The sequence below is a fragment of the Dysosmobacter welbionis genome, from assembly GCF_005121165.3.
Taxonomy (GTDB): Bacteria; Bacillota; Clostridia; order Oscillospirales; family Oscillospiraceae; genus Oscillibacter; species Oscillibacter welbionis.
The window spans coordinates 1637931-1651841 of sequence record NZ_CP034413.3 but is presented as its reverse complement, the minus strand read 5'-3'; the positions used below and the strand labels follow the sequence as shown (position 1 = coordinate 1651841).

14 protein-coding genes, 2 tRNA genes and 4 pseudogenes are annotated in these 13911 nt (G+C 54.1%); 11 read left to right on the top strand and 9 right to left on the bottom strand.

Annotation, left to right across the window (positions count from 1 at the left end):
* Positions 1-11 precede the first annotated feature (11 nt).
* Positions 12-1579: pseudogene (locus tag EIO64_RS08985) on the bottom strand (sulfatase-like hydrolase/transferase).
* Positions 1580-1922: 343 nt separating this feature from the next.
* Between EIO64_RS08985 and EIO64_RS08980 the strand changes: the two are divergent.
* The 3 genes from EIO64_RS08980 to EIO64_RS08970 all read left to right on the top strand — a co-directional run bounded on the left by EIO64_RS08980 (position 1923) and on the right by EIO64_RS08970 (position 4074).
* Complete coding sequence (locus EIO64_RS08980) at positions 1923-2927, top strand: LacI family DNA-binding transcriptional regulator (RefSeq protein WP_025543572.1); 1005 nt, start codon at positions 1923-1925, stop codon at positions 2925-2927.
* A 988-nt stretch (positions 2928-3915) separates the two neighbouring features.
* Positions 3916-3992: transfer RNA gene (locus EIO64_RS08975), tRNA-Asp, on the top strand.
* A gap of 6 nt (positions 3993-3998) precedes the next feature.
* Positions 3999-4074: transfer RNA gene (locus EIO64_RS08970), tRNA-Thr, on the top strand.
* Positions 4075-4258: 184 nt separating this feature from the next.
* On the opposite strand, the pseudogene EIO64_RS19355 reads toward EIO64_RS08970, so the two are convergent.
* The 3 genes and pseudogenes from EIO64_RS19355 to EIO64_RS08950 all read right to left on the bottom strand — a co-directional run bounded on the left by EIO64_RS19355 (position 4259) and on the right by EIO64_RS08950 (position 6362).
* Positions 4259-5413, bottom strand: a pseudogene (locus EIO64_RS19355) (tyrosine-type recombinase/integrase).
* A 143-nt stretch (positions 5414-5556) separates the two neighbouring features.
* Entirely contained in the window at positions 5557-5913 is a 357-nt protein-coding gene (locus EIO64_RS08955; protein WP_249390868.1) for an IS3 family transposase, read from the bottom strand.
* A 47-nt stretch (positions 5914-5960) separates the two neighbouring features.
* Positions 5961-6362, bottom strand: coding sequence for an IS3 family transposase (locus tag EIO64_RS08950; protein ID WP_249390903.1), 402 nt, complete (start codon positions 6360-6362; stop codon positions 5961-5963).
* 483 nt (positions 6363-6845) lie between these two features.
* Here EIO64_RS08950 and tnpA point away from each other — a divergent pair, with 483 nt between their 5' ends.
* The 7 genes and pseudogenes from tnpA to EIO64_RS08920 all read left to right on the top strand — a co-directional run bounded on the left by tnpA (position 6846) and on the right by EIO64_RS08920 (position 9549).
* Positions 6846-7148: an IS66 family insertion sequence element accessory protein TnpA gene (gene tnpA / locus EIO64_RS19210; protein WP_394802918.1), complete on the top strand. Its 303-nt coding sequence runs from the start codon at positions 6846-6848 to the stop codon at positions 7146-7148.
* Positions 7141-7200: pseudogene (locus tag EIO64_RS19350) on the top strand (hypothetical protein); the annotation flags it as partial. The gene tnpA and the pseudogene EIO64_RS19350, both read left to right, overlap by 8 nt.
* A 162-nt stretch (positions 7201-7362) precedes the next feature.
* Positions 7363-7563 carry a hypothetical protein gene (locus tag EIO64_RS08935; protein ID WP_021751530.1) on the top strand — a complete coding sequence of 67 codons (201 nt, stop codon included), beginning with the start codon at positions 7363-7365 and terminating at the stop codon, positions 7561-7563.
* 5 nt (positions 7564-7568) lie between these two features.
* Positions 7569-8540 (top strand): IS66 family transposase, encoded by a 972-nt coding sequence (gene tnpC / locus EIO64_RS08930; RefSeq protein ID WP_256264668.1) that lies wholly within the window; start codon positions 7569-7571, stop codon positions 8538-8540.
* The gene (locus EIO64_RS18795) at positions 8480-8731 is read left to right on the top strand and encodes an IS66 family transposase (protein WP_256264667.1); all 252 of its coding nucleotides are present in this window, start codon (positions 8480-8482) and stop codon (positions 8729-8731) included. The genes tnpC and EIO64_RS18795 overlap by 61 nt, the downstream gene beginning before the upstream one ends.
* Positions 8732-8782: 51 nt before the next feature.
* On the top strand, positions 8783-8944 hold the full coding sequence (locus EIO64_RS08925) for a transposase domain-containing protein (protein ID WP_021751533.1): 162 nt from the start codon (positions 8783-8785) through the stop codon (positions 8942-8944).
* A gap of 140 nt (positions 8945-9084) precedes the next feature.
* Positions 9085-9549 (top strand): sporulation initiation factor Spo0A C-terminal domain-containing protein, encoded by a 465-nt coding sequence (locus EIO64_RS08920; protein WP_119311745.1) that lies wholly within the window; start codon positions 9085-9087, stop codon positions 9547-9549.
* Between the two features lie 419 nt (positions 9550-9968).
* Here EIO64_RS08920 and EIO64_RS08915 read toward each other — a convergent pair whose 3' ends face one another.
* From EIO64_RS08915 to EIO64_RS08890, 5 genes and pseudogenes are all read right to left on the bottom strand, one after another.
* A complete protein-coding gene (locus tag EIO64_RS08915; protein ID WP_249390866.1) occupies positions 9969-10622 on the bottom strand; it encodes a tetratricopeptide repeat protein in 654 nt (217 codons plus the stop codon).
* 72 nt (positions 10623-10694) lie between these two features.
* A complete protein-coding gene (gene mobL / locus EIO64_RS08910; protein ID WP_249390865.1) occupies positions 10695-10973 on the bottom strand; it encodes a relaxase MobL in 279 nt (92 codons plus the stop codon).
* Positions 10966-11502 (bottom strand): annotated as a pseudogene (mobP3, locus tag EIO64_RS19345) (MobP3 family relaxase). Before mobP3 ends, mobL begins: the two are co-directional and overlap by 8 nt.
* Positions 11503-11704: 202 nt before the next feature.
* Complete coding sequence (locus tag EIO64_RS08895) at positions 11705-12109, bottom strand: hypothetical protein (RefSeq protein ID WP_119311744.1); 405 nt, start codon at positions 12107-12109, stop codon at positions 11705-11707.
* A 309-nt stretch (positions 12110-12418) separates the two neighbouring features.
* Positions 12419-12817, bottom strand: coding sequence for a hypothetical protein (locus tag EIO64_RS08890; protein WP_136891234.1), 399 nt, complete (start codon positions 12815-12817; stop codon positions 12419-12421).
* A gap of 647 nt (positions 12818-13464) precedes the next feature.
* On the opposite strand from EIO64_RS08890, the gene EIO64_RS08885 reads away from it, so the two are divergent.
* Complete coding sequence (locus EIO64_RS08885; RefSeq protein ID WP_119311743.1) at positions 13465-13908, top strand: hypothetical protein; 444 nt, start codon at positions 13465-13467, stop codon at positions 13906-13908.
* The last annotated feature ends 3 nt before the right edge of the window (positions 13909-13911 follow it).

Genomic DNA, 13911 nt, shown 5'->3' with positions numbered 1-13911 from the left:
AGCGTCGGCGCTCATGAATACCAGGCGCCCAGGCCGTCTGTCAGGGCATCGTATGCCCGCTTTACCTTGTCGTAATTCTTGTCCCGGTCCAGGACCACGCCCCGGCCAACGCCGTCCACGATCCGCCCCAGCCCGATCTGGTCCAGGCGGCTGTCCAGCTCCGCCAGCAGCGCGGGGCGGAGCCGGGTTCGGTGGAGCGGCCGTCGAAGATGATGTGGAAGTAGACCTCCTCCAGGCCCTGCTTCTTGGCCATCTCACAGATGGCCAGGGGATAGTCGATGCACCCGTGGGAGGACTTATGGGTGAGGTAGGCCAGCAGATGCAGGGAGGCATGGTTCCGTCTGGCATGCTCGATGGCCTCCAGAAAGACCGGATTGCGGGCGAAGGAGCCGTCCTGCACCGCCGCGTCCAGCCGCACGTCGTCCTGCATGACGCACCGGCCGGCCCCCAGATTGGAGTGTCCGGCCTCGGAGTTGCCGGCCTTGCCGGCCCCCAGGCCCACAAATTCACGGGAGGCCTGCAGGCGGCACCAGGAGCGATTTTCCAAAAGGGCGTCCCAGTAGGGGGTGTGGGCCAGGTGGATGGCGTCGCCCTCATCGCCGGCGCCCAGGCCCCAGCCGTCGCAGATGATGAGGAGCATCCTCCGCCCCCGGCTCCAGGCGTGTCCCTCCGCCAGGGAGCGGCCGGTCATCTCCAGGGGCTGAGGAAGGCCCATGACGTCTAATATTGTGGGAGCCACGTCGCAGAGGGCACCGTCCCGCAGGGAGATGGGGTCCTCCTGACGGGAGTCTATCAGAATAAAGGGCACCAGATTGGTGGTGTGGGAGCCGTCCGGCTTCCCGGCAACGGTGTACAGCTTTTCGATATTGCCGTGGTCCGCAGTGATGGCCACCACGTAGTCCTGGGCCAGGGCAGCATCCACCACCTGCTCCAGGGCCCGGCTGACGTAACCGCAGGCATCCAGCTTGGCGGCGGTGTTCTGGGTGTGGCCGATGACATCACCGTTGGCGAAGTTGGTGACGATGAAGTCGTATTTCCCCAGGGCGCCCGCCACAGTCCGGGCCACCTCCGGCAGGGAGAGCTCCGGCTTCTGGTCAAAGTCGATGCCTTTGGGAGAGGGGACGCACACATCCTCTTCACCGGGGAAGGAGGTGTTTTCCCCGCCGTTGAAGAAAAAGGTCACATGGGCGAACTTCTCGGACTCCGCGCAGTGGAACTGGGTTTTTCCGGCCTCGGAGAGGACCTGGGCCAAAGGTTTTACCACGTGTTCCGGCGCAAAGGCGACGGGCAGATGCTTGAACTTGTCGTGATACAGTGTCAGGATAGCGAAGTACAGATCCTTCAGCTTCCGGCGCTCCACGGCCCGGAAGTCGTCCGCCGTGAACAGTTCCGTCAGCTCGATCTCCCGCTCACCCCGGCGGCAGCAGAACACCACCGCGTCGTGATCCCGGATGCGGCCGACGGGAACGCCGCGCTCAGTCAGCACCATGGGCTCCAGATGATAGTCGTCCTGCCCTGCGGCATAGGCATGCCGGACGGCCTCTGCCAGCTGGGCACCGCCGTGATTGGATACAGACATCAAAAGACCTCCCCTATGTTTCAGGCCGCCATTCACAGTGGGCAGGAGAGCTTCTGTAAACGGACAGCTGAAGAATGTAAACGTTTGCGGTTTTCTTGATTTTATTTTAGGATATCCGTCTGTCATTTGTCAAGTCGGCGCCCGCCAAAGAATCTTCGGCAGATTTGGAGAAATCACTATAATGATAATTTTTTCGGAGATATTGACAAGTTTGATATAATTCTATATGCTGTTCAATAAGAAAAGTGAAATTGACGATTTGTTTGATTTTAACGGCGTCAAAATGAAAACGTTTACGCAATGGAACCGGCTCAGGCATGGACCGATGGAAAGGACAGAGATCATGAAGAACGTGACACTGAAGGATGTGGCCAAGGCCGCCGGTGTCTCTTATGCAACGGTATCCCGGGCTCTGTCGGGGAGTAACCAGATCGGAAAGAGCACGCGGGAGCGGATTGTCCGCCTGTGCGACGAGATGGGGTACACGGGGAACTACGTGGCCCGCTCCATGGTGATGAAAAAGACGTATCTGCTGGGACTGGTGGTGCCGGCCATTGAAAATGAGTTCATGTCCCAGCTGGCCTATTATGTGGAGATGAGCGCCCGGGCCAGGGGCTACAACATTATGCTGTGCAACTCAGAGCCGGATTTGAAACAGGAGGAGATGGTGGTCAAACTGCTGCTGGGCCGCCGGGTGGACGGGATTTTGATCGTCCCCCAGTCCCCGGCCACCTATGAGAAGATCGCCCCGCTGCTGGAGCAGATCCCTGCGGTGTTTCTCAGCGAGAATCTGCGGGATCAGCCCCAGAGCTACGTATCTGTGGACAACAGCCGAGGCGCCTATCTGGGGGTGGAGTATCTCTACGGACTGGGACACCGGGAGATCCTGTACTTCGGTTGCCGGAACTCCACTACCCATCAGCTCCGGGCGGAGGGCTATCTGCGGGCCTGCCGGCAATTCGGGCTGGAACCCAGGCTCCATCACAGCGACTTTGCCCGGTCCTCCATCGAGAATGGATATCAGATGGTCAAGGAGCTGTTTGCAAAGCCCATCGACTATACAGCGATCTTTGCCTCTACGGACTCCAACGCACTGGGCATCCTGAAGGCGGCTGACGAGCTCCATATCCGCATCCCGGGGGATCTGTCCCTCATCGGATTTGACAACATCCCCTCCACTGCGCTGCCGCGCATCGACCTTACCACCATTGAGCAGCCGAAAAAGGAAATGGCCGTCCAGGCGGTGGATATGCTGCTGGACAAGATCGAAAAGGGGACCCAGGGTTATGTGCACCAGATTTTGATGCCCAGCCTGGTCCAGCGGGGGACCTGCCGTTCTCTGACATGATGGCAGAGCGTTTTTTCAATTTGAAGAGTGACAGAAAAAACACCGTTCCTGGCGGTGTTTTCTCTTGCGGCCGAGGTGCGGGTGAAAAGAAAATGGACTGCAGCAACTCCAGAGCTTCACAATAATATCTAGCAGGATATCCGCGCTGGTGGCATCCCTCTTGTCCAAAGCGTGATTCATATGGCTGTAGCTCTCCCGGTATTTCAGAATTTTCCAGACCAGCCCAGGAGAAGTGCTCTGCAATGGACTGGTGGAACTGGATATTCAGCGTGTTTTTCAGCTTCTTGACCCAGGTGGCCTCTTTGTAGACGCTGGCCTTGGTTCACCATACTTTCCATGCAGATCAGCAGGCTATCGGCCATCTCCGGAAGGAGGCATCCATCGAGGGCGCCAGTATGGCTCTTTCTCATAGGTTTGAAGTTCCCCGAGGAAAGGGCTTTCCATTGTTTTATGCGCCTTGGTTTTTGAGGGGCGGCTTTTTCCATGTCTGTGCGCTACGGTCATCCTTGGCGCTGGAAATTTCAGAGATTTGGTCTGGTTAGTGTAAAATTTTTGTTGGCAAAAGAAAAAGGGAAACGGCGAAAACACAGCTTCCCTTGGGACTCCAAAATCAGTAGAATTGTGAAGCGACAAAACACACCTGCTGCAAAGGTGCCTCAAGGCAGCTGTCTGTCTGCTGGATAATGGAGACATTAAAAAAATGTCTCAAAAATCAAAAAAAGGATTGACAAAAGCTGCGGCGTAAAGTATAATCCTTATTGTTCTGTGCGGCGGATGCGTTGTCCCAAAGGATGACAGCATCAAGAAAACGTCAGAATTGTGAAGAGCGAACTGCTATGGATTGGTAAGTGTTTGGGGCAGTAGAGGAACGTTGCTCTTTGTAGCCATCCCAAAACCGCATGCCGAGGGTTCGAATTCTTCTGCTCCTGCCATTGGAATCTTTAGAAGGCAGGATGTATTTGCTTATAATAGGACGAGCCTACAAAATGGCCCGGTAGTTCAGTTGGTTAGAACGCTAGCCTGTCACGCTAGAGGTCGACGGTTCGAGCCCGTTCCGGGTCGCCATTTTATGCTGCTGTAGCTCAGTAGGTAGAGCGCATCCTTGGTAAGGATGAGGTCGGCGGTTCGAATCCGCCCAGCAGCTCCAACAAATACCTGAAATCTTCGGATTTCAGGTGTTTTTTTGTTGCGAATGTGGACTTTTTCGTGTGGGTCAAAATGTGGGGCAGCGGGTTGACCCACACCGTGACCCACACGCGGAAAGGAAATAACGGACACAAGAGTGCCGGACGGGAAGATTTGCCTTCCCGTCCGGCATTTTTCTCTCTGTCTTACATGACCTGTTCCATGAAGCTGCCCATGGTCTGGGTTGCCTCATCCTGCTTTTGCCTTGTTGCGTGGGTGTAGGTGCGGAGGGTGAAACCGGCGTCAAAGTGCCCTAGCATGGAGGACACTGTTTTCACGTCCACGCCATTCTGGAGAGCTGTGGTGGCGAAGGTGTGCCGGAGATCGTGGAATCTGAGATGTTCCAATCCGGCGTCCTTCAGGATCTTTTTGTGGAGGTTTACCACGCTGTCCGGGTGATACATCTCTCCGGCTAATGGAGAGGGGAACATGTATGGATTATCCGGATGGTGGTCATGCTCCTGGAGCAGCAGGTCCACCGCTGCCTGTGGGATAGACACCAGACGTACTGAGTTTTCGGTTTTGGGCCTTGTGAGCTCCAGACTTCCATCCGGGTTTCGGACATACTGTCTGCTTACCGAGATAGTTTTGCTTTGGACATCCAGGTCGTCCCACCGCAGGGCCACCAGTTCTCCCTTCCGCAATCCGCTGACCAGTTCCAGATAAAACATAGAGAGCAGATCTCGCCGCTGTGCGGCTTCCAAAATAGCCCCCCATCTGCTCTGGAGATAAGACTTTCATGTCCAGTTTTCGGGGCTTTGGGACGATGCAGTTCTCGCAGGGGTTTCGGGGAATGAGCCGTTCTTTTACTGCCCGGTCCAGAGCGGCGTGGAGCATCAGGTGGACGCTGCGGACCGTGGTGGTGCTGAGCCCTTTGCTCTGGTTCTTTCCAACATGGATTCTACCGTTTTCTAATAACTCCTTGTAGAGCTTCTGCAGATGCCGGGTGGTCATCTTCTTCAATTTGATATTCCCGATGCGGGGACGGTGTAGGTATCGATGATGAGCTGGTAGCGGTTGGCGGTGGCTGTGCGGACGTTGGGCTTGGCATAGAGTTCATACCACATTTTCAGCCAGGTGGCTACTGTGTGTTCATCGGCTTCTCTGCTGACGTCCAGCCCCTGACACTCCGCCATGGCTGTTTTCGGTTTTTCCCGAACCTCCGCCTGCGTCTTACCCAACACATTTTTGTTGATGCGTTTGCCGGTCTTTGGATCGTACCCGGCAGTGTATCGTCCCTCCCAGCGGCCGTTCTTGCGTTTGCGGATGTTCCCCTCGCCGTTGGCTCGTTTCTTTGACATATCGATCGCCTCCTATCAGCAACACAACATACTGCAACTTCTATAAAATAGCCACGCTATTTGATCGGAGTTATCAAAGACTTTACAATTTCCTTTTTTCAAAAGTTGAACTGCACCCAAAATATTGGACAACTACGACTGACTCAAGCAGCGCCAAGGGTTTTACATCTATGAACGGCTGGAGGCAGACCGCCCGGGCTCAATTTGATTCTTCGGTTGTTGTAGTATTCAAGATAGGAGACCAGTTCTGTTTTAAACTGCTCTATGGATGCAAACTTTTGCAGATAAAGCAGCTCCGATTTGAGGAGCCCAAAGAAATTTTCCACGACAGCATTATCCAGGCAATTCCCCTTTCGGCTCATGCTTTGCCGAATGTCCTTGCCTTTCAGCATGTCCCGATACTTTCTATGCTGGTAATGCCAGCCTTGGTCCGAGTGAAGAATCAGATTTGTCCCATCCGGAATTTTATGAAACGCTTTCTCCAGCATGGAGGTCACCATCTTTAGGTCCGGACGATCTGAAATCGTGTAGCTTACAATGTCCCGGCTTACAGATCAAGCAGGATGGATAAGTAGAGTTTTTGCCCGAAAAGATGAAATTCTGTGACGTCTGTTACCATTTTTTCGTTTGGCTGTTCTGCCTCAAAGTTTCTCTCCAACAGATTTGGCGCAATTTGTCCCATCTCGCCCTTGTAAGAACGATATTTCTTCATCCGAACTCGGCACACCAACCCAAGCTCCTTCATCAGTCTGGAGACTACCTTGTGATTACAATGAATCTTCCTGTTTTCCAGCTCCGCTGTGATTCGCCTGTAACCGTATCTGCCCCGGTGTTCTTTAAAAATTGCTTGGATTTCTCTTTTTACGGATGCGCACTTGTTCCCCTTCTTCATCCGCTTTATCTCATCATAAAATGTGGGCCTTGACAGGTGAGCAACGGACAGCAGCATCTTCAAAGGGATTTCTGGCCTCAGTTCTTGAATCACCCGCGCTTTTTGCGCTGGCGCTGCTCGTCTTCCAAAACCGAGGCCCGCAATTTTTTAGGTATCGATTTTCTGCCTCTAATCGCTGTACTTGAGCCAGCAACTCTTTCTCACGGTCCTGGCTTACCCGTTTCAGAGGACGGCCCGATCCGCTGTGCCCTCGTCGTTCAACAGAGAAACCTTCCGGCCCTTCCGCCAAGTAAATCCACTCCCATATCTGAAGCAGTGTATGAGACTCAATCCCAAACCGCCGGCCTGCTTCACTGTGGTTCAGGCCTTCCGCCCGCATGATTTCGATTACCTTTACTTTGAATTCCGCACTGTATCTTCGATTTGGCGTAAGCGTCAAAGCTGGGGGCGGATTAAAAAGTTGAAGAGGATATGAGATACTAATTCTCGAGAAGTCTAAAGACTTCTCGAGAATTCTCATTTTAGAAGGTGGCGGGGAAGATGGGCGCGTGTGAATTGAAACGGCAGGCAAAGCTGGAACAATGGAAGACACAGGTCATAGACTGCCGCAGCAGCGGCATGAGCGTAAGGGGATGGTGTGCGGAACACAATATTTCGGCAAAGACGTACTACCGCCGGGAAAAGGAAATCCTTTCATCGGCAGCCACAGAACTTGTGCCCGCAGTTTCAGCACCGCAGCCACCGGCAGCCTTTGTAGAGCTCTCGCCGTTGCCTGAGCGGCAGACAGCGGGACCGCATCAAGGGCCTCTATTGGGAGCGGGATGGATTTATCCTGTTGTATAAGCGGTTGGAACAGGGTGCATACCAATGGCCGCGAACGGAAAACGAGGTACGGCAATTGACGCCGCAGCAATACCGCTGGCTGATGGAGGGGCTGAAGGTGGAGCAGCTAAAGGCCCACCGTCCGGTGGACGGCCTGCGTATCATTTAGGCGGTAGAATAGCTGAAAACCCTGGAAATACTGGACTTTCCAGTTCAAATATAGTATAATTTACCCATGAAAAATGAAAGAAATCATGGGACAAGCACCCCGGAGATGGTAACCATTTCACGGGCGGAATATGCGTCTCTGAAAGCGGAAAGAGACGAGCTGAACCAGAAATTGGACTGGCTTCTGGAGCAAGTGCGCCTGAACAGGAAGAAACTCTACGGAGTGTCCTCGGAGCGGCTGGAAGAAGAACTGATAGGCCCCAGTTGAGCCTCATGTTTGACGAGACGGAAGCCTGGTTGTCCAGGCGGAGAGCCAAAGAGACGGAGGTGGCCGCCCATACCCGGCGTTCTTCCAGGCCGGAGGAGGTCCTGCCGGACAATGTACCGGTTGAGGTGGTGGAACACCGGATTCCAGAGAAGGAACCAGACTGCCCTGTGTGCGGCACAGCCAAGATGGAGATTGGAAGGGACGTCCGGCGCACATTGGTGATGATCCCGGCCCAGGTGATGATCCGGGAAAACATTTATTTCACCTACGCCTGCCCCAAATGCAAGGAGGAAGGGACAGAGACGCCGATCCGCAAGGCGGAAAGGCTCCCTGCCCTGACTCCCGGCAGCTATGCCTCGGCGGAGGCGGTCGCCCATATCATGGTGCAGAAATTTGTGATGTACGCACCGTTGTACCGGCAGGAACAGGAGTGGAACCGGGCAGGCGTGCAGTTGAGCCGGCAGACCATGAGCAACTGGGTGCTGCGGGTGGCGGAGGACTGGCTGAAACCGGTATATGAGGAACTGCACAGGCGGCTCCTCCAACGACAGGTGCTCCACGCGGATGAAACCACGCTGCAGGTGCTGAAACTGGAGGGCCGGGCAGCCCGGAGCAAGTGCTATATGTGGCTGTACCGCACCAGTGGGGACGCGAAGTCCCCCGTTGTGCTGTATGAGTACCGGCCTACCCGGAAGGCGGAGAACGCGGCTGCCTTTCTGGAGAGTTTCTCCGGGTGGCTCCATGCAGATGGCTACTCCGGTTACCACCGGTTGCCTAAAAACATCCGGGTGGTTGGTTGCTGGGCGTACCTGCGGCGAAAATTCGATGAGGCGGTGGATGCCCTGCCGAAGGACCAACGCGCAGGTTGTGCGGCACCGGAGGGGCTGGATAATGCCTCTTCGGGATTGAGCAGGAATTGGCAGGGCTGCCGCCGGAAGAACGGTGTGAACAGCGTCTGGCCCGGTCCAAGCCGGTGATGGACGCTTTATTGACATGGGCTGAAACGAAGAGCGCCGCTGTGCCGAAGTCCGCGCTGGGCAAGGCACTGTACTATCTGCGGGAACAGTGGCCATACCTGATCCGGTTTCTGGGGGATGGGCAGCTGGAGATCTTCAATAACCGTGCGGAACGCAGTGTGAAACCCTTTGTAATGAGCCGGAAGAACTAGCTGTTTGCAAATACGGAAGGCGGGGCTCAGAGCAGTGCAATTGTTTATAGCATGATTGAGACTGCCAAGGAGAATCCTCTCTCCCCATACCAGTATCTGACCTGGCTTCTGAGAGATGCTCCGAAACTCGCGGCAGAGGAAAAGAATTTGGCAGAGAAATTATTGCCGGAGAACGCCCCGCAAAGCAGTTGGGATATCCCTGTGAAAATATGACTGTACGCTAAAGAGTCTGCTGATACGCAGGCTCTTTTTCCTTTTAGGTTTCTGAATTTTCTGGTGTCTCTTTTTGTCTCAAAACGGCGAATTTGCGAACTACAGATTTAACGTCAAATTTTTTACCGGAGGTATTTTCTATGGAGGACACACAAGACCTGATTTTTGAAATTGAAGGAAACGTCGGTTCGGTAGGTAGCAGCGATCTGCTGGGTGTTGTCTCTCTGGTCATGACCGGTGGGACAGAAGCCTTGCATCTGGGTAAGACATCGGATTCTTTCGAGCAACAGACTGGAAAGAAAGCAAAAACTGTATCCAGGTCCTTAGCACGTACAACAACTAACATTTGGGAGACTGGAAACAAAAAGATCCTGCGGCAAGTCTATAGCAACCATCTTCCGGTTGAACGTCCTACACCCAAAAATTTCATTATACGGCTTGCGGAATATTTAAAGCGCCAGACCATACGTAAGCAAGACACCCCTTTGAATGGTCTTGAGCGTAATGAAACTATCCCCAAAGAACCAAATGTTCACCAAATGTTCTTTACAAATATTTTTTCCACGAGATACATCCATCCCGCACTTCCTCCTATGGCATTCTAGTACAAGGTCATTTTCCAGATGGCTGGGCCACAATTTCTGTGGTTTCTCCCCCTATCCCACGGCAAAAACGCTGTGGCCTTGCTCGTTAAAAAAGATTCTCGTCTCCAACTTCCCCCTGAGCACCTTTTGGATGTGGTACATGATTTTCTTTCGCAAGAAGTGATCCTCTCTTAATCCTGCGAATCCTATTCAGCAAAAAGGCGGCCATGCGGCCGCCCTTTTGTTGATGCTTCCCGCTGTTTTACGCTTACGATTTGGCACTCCTTTTGGCATATTTACCCCCCTTTTTTTATTTTATCACTTTTGTCTATCTCTGGGGGTGCAGTTCAATGGTATCACATTTTGATACCATCCTCCGGTCCTATCAATATCCTGTCATACCTCCCATGCCGCCTTGTGTTAGCTCGAGATCTTCATGGTCACCCGGCTTGTGGCCCATGACGATCTTCTTCGCCCTGATCTTTCGGAGCAGCTTTCGGTCCACACCATGTCCCGCCGGTGCGGCAGGCGGCACGGAGTTGTCCTGGAATATCTGCCCCAGGTGGTGAAGCAGCTTGGTGGCGGCCAGAAGCATATGAGGACTGTGTGTCATTGAAGTGCGCCAGGAAGAACTGGGCGTACTTGTTTCCCTGTTCCGCCATCGCAGAGAACCAGTCCCAGGATTGATCCGGGTCCCGCGGAACCTCCCGTCCGTCGAGATACAGCCTGCCCAGAGCATACTGGGCGAACTGGTTGCCCTGTTCGGCGGAGGCGGTGAGGTGGTCCACCGCCCCGGGTACATCCTTTGAGACCGCTTTTCCTTCGAAGTACAGCTTTCCCAGCCAGCAGTCGGCGTAGGAATTGTCCTGTGCCGCCGCTTTTTCATACCGAGACACCGCCTCATCCATTCGCTTTTGACTTTGCAGCAGTTTACCAAGGGCGTACTGGGAGAAGTCATGACCAGCTTCAGCGGCACGGCGGAACCACAGCTCCGCCTGTTCGTCATCCGGAAGCACGCCCATGCTGTCCCGCCAGCACTTGTTCAGCAGATGAGCCGCTACGGTGAAGCCGGCATTCCAGAGCTGCTCCAGCATCCGCACCTGTACTGCTTTTTCTTTCTCTGTATTTTCATACTCTGACAGGATTTCCTTGGCAGCCTGGTATGCCTAAGACATCTGCCGGCGGGAGTTCCAGATGTTGTACACCGCCTCCTGATCCTCATCCACTTCGTCTTTCATGGTCGTATCTTCGAAGGTAAAGGCACCTAAGCGCAATTCCTCTGCTTCCCGGATGACCATATTCTTGATGGCTTTGAACTCCTTTTGCTGTGAGAATGGTTTGTGCTCTCTCGGCGCGTCCTTGTAGTAGCGCTCTAGTTCATCCCGAAGTTCGTTCCATTGTCCATAGCACTCCGCCACCTCTGGGAGCCTGGCCAGTTCATCCACGATGGGCGTCTGCTTGGGCTTTTACCGGCTTTCTCAGGTAGCCGTAGACTTTCTTGCCCTTGTAGTTTTCCAGCATTCCGGCCAGCGTTTCCATTTGCGTTTCGATGACCGGACTGTGGCACAGACCTGTTTCCATCCTCCGAATGAGCCGCCCCATGGCCTCTATCGCGGTGTCCCGCACCTGCTGATAGGATAGATCTTTTTGCTGGTAGAGGGACAGCATCTCGTCATGGAAGATCTCATTGGACAGCTTCGAACGCATCTGCTCGATGCCTTTTTCCGTGAGATAGCCTTGCTTGGGGGCTGACGATTAGGCCATCATGTGGATGTGCGGATGGTGCTTTTCGTCATGAAAGGCGGCCCGCCAGCGGAAATTTTGCGGAGAGATTTTCATGGCCTGGGCCAGTTCTGTCTGATGAGCCAACAACAGCTTCCGCCAGCTCTCCGCGGAGTCATACCCCAGCCGGACGGCATCCTCCCGCTTCAGGGAGTAGATGAGGGTCCACACCGGGCCGGTATGCCCATTGATCTCATCCGTAGTTTTCTCCAGGTCGGCGGGACTATCGGCGGAGAACAGTCCGTGGGACCGGGGGGGCGCTCCGCTATATACTCCAGGTAGCCGCCGGGCTTCAACTCCTCCGCACCCTCCCGGGTGGCGATGTATTCAGCGTAGTGTCCGCCGCCGCTTCCCGACTTGATATAGCCCGACTTCTGAATCAGTCCCTCCATTCCTACACCCCTTTCTGGTAGGCGAGGGCGTCATCCATGTCGATCTCACCGTTGGTTTCTCTGACCTCCTTCACGCACCGGACCCGTGTCTTACGCAGTGTGTCCAGAGCCACGTCCATCCCGGCGGCCACCAGATTTCCCATGAGGGCCTCCTCCACCGCCAGCTTGAACAGCAGGTGTCCCATCCGTTTGCCCAGGGCCCCCAGCTTGCCCTCCAGCACATCGGCCAGAACCCGGGGCAGGTAATCGCCGGCCCGCTCCGAATTCAGGTAGCCGGAGTAGAACTGAATCGCCTTTTCGATATACTCATTTTTGGTGGAGCAGTTGTCTTTCTGGTAGTGGGACTCCACCTGATCCCACACGGCATCGTCCATCCAGACGGTGTGCCGGTGTCTGTTTTCACCCATTGTCAAATACCTCCCAAATCCGTGATAGCGTCAGCGAATGTCCCGCAATGGCGGGGATATTCGTCTGCTTCTCTGGAAACAGCGTCAATCGTAGTTTGGGCGTTCCGGAAAAGCGTCAGCCCATGTCCCCGAAAACCACCCGCACTGCGGGCGGAAGTGACTGCCTGGGCGCCATAAAAGCGCCAGGGCTTTCTCCTGTTTTTTCGTCCTCCGCAGAGCCTCAAAATCGGCCCAAATCCGTCCAAAATCCCCGGGAGGAGCTGGGATCTTACTGGGGCCCAAACCGCTCTACAAAGGGCTTTGCTGGGCTCACGGGCTTTCCCTTGCTATCCTTTGTTTTGCTGATACACTTCCTCCACAACATCTCCTGTGGTGGATTTCCTGCTTGCACGATGCCCTGCGGTGGAAAGCGCAGGCAGCGGCAGGATGTAGTAGTGGTTGTTGCTCTGCCGCCAACTTCCGTCGCGGCGCATCAGCTTGTTGGTTGCCGCCTTGCGGATGAATCCGCGATCCACTAATTGCCTGACTGCGTCCCTCGCAACGTTTTCCGAACAGCTGCAGTGCGATGGTCTTGATGCTGGGCCAGCAAAGTTCTTTCTGCCCGGCGCAGCAGACCAGATAGCTGTATACCGCCAGCGGGATCGGTTTCAGGTCATAGCAGAAGATGGCATTGCTTATTTGATAGAATCGTTCACCGAGAATCGGCATAGAGTACCTCCGTGTTCTTTTCGAAATTCAGAGAACAAAATCTTGCGTTCCGGAAGCCTCTCTGTTAGACTGTCTGCAGATGGAATCTGCGTTTTTCGGAACGCGGCGTGCCGGCGGACTGTTGCAGCAGTTTCGGCGGCTTTCCTTTTGCTGCGGACCTTGTACGCTGATCACACGCACCTCCTTTACAAAAATTCGTGGGCCGCACGCCGTACCGGTTCCTACTCTGCGGCCTTGTTTGTCACGCACGGCGTTTCCTTTCGCCTTAGTGGGCGCGCCTGTTGCTTGACAGCAGAGTTCTGGCGGCACTCTTTCCGGCAAGTATCGGCTTTGGTGGTGGGTATGCAGTTATCGAGGTACAATCGCGGCCAGATAGAATTCTTGATTTTTCTAACTGTCTAATCCAGACTTGGTTTTAAAGGCATTATTCTATTGCTCGCCTAACCCGGGCGTAACAAACCACACTCTTTGCGTCAAGACCAATTAATGAACAGTTTGTAAATTAGTCTGGGGTGGGGCACATTGCTTTGATGAGGTACACATTCAAAACCTATATCGCCCATGAGCAGGAGCACTATCTTTACAGCGAGTAGACACTTGGCGAAGCGGTCACGTTTTCTGAGACAGTCCCGTTCCCGGAAAGCTTGATGTCGCTGCTCTATATGGACCTGGACCCCATAGACGCCATTATTCAAAAGTTGAATGACGAGTTCTGGAAACTGGCAGCAACGAAAGAAGAGCAACATCACCAGAACGCGCTTGCGCTGCTGGATGACTTGGCTTCGCGCCACATCTATTTTCAGCAGTTTCGGCTGGATATGAATTGCCGTCTTACCCATGCCAAGCTATTCAATAGCTATACAGAGGACGTGCTGCCCCGGGCGTATCTGTATCATCTGCCGGAGAAGCTTCGGCAGATGCAAGCTCAGATCCTGGAGCTGATCCAACATGTATTGGATACGGATCAGGAGTCCGAGGAAACGGTACCGCAGAAAATGGTCTCCTACTACAAGGCAGCAGGAGACCGTGCCTTTCGGTTCTGTGTGCAGCCGGTTGGCTTTGAGCTCATCGACGATGAAGTGTTTGCATAGGTT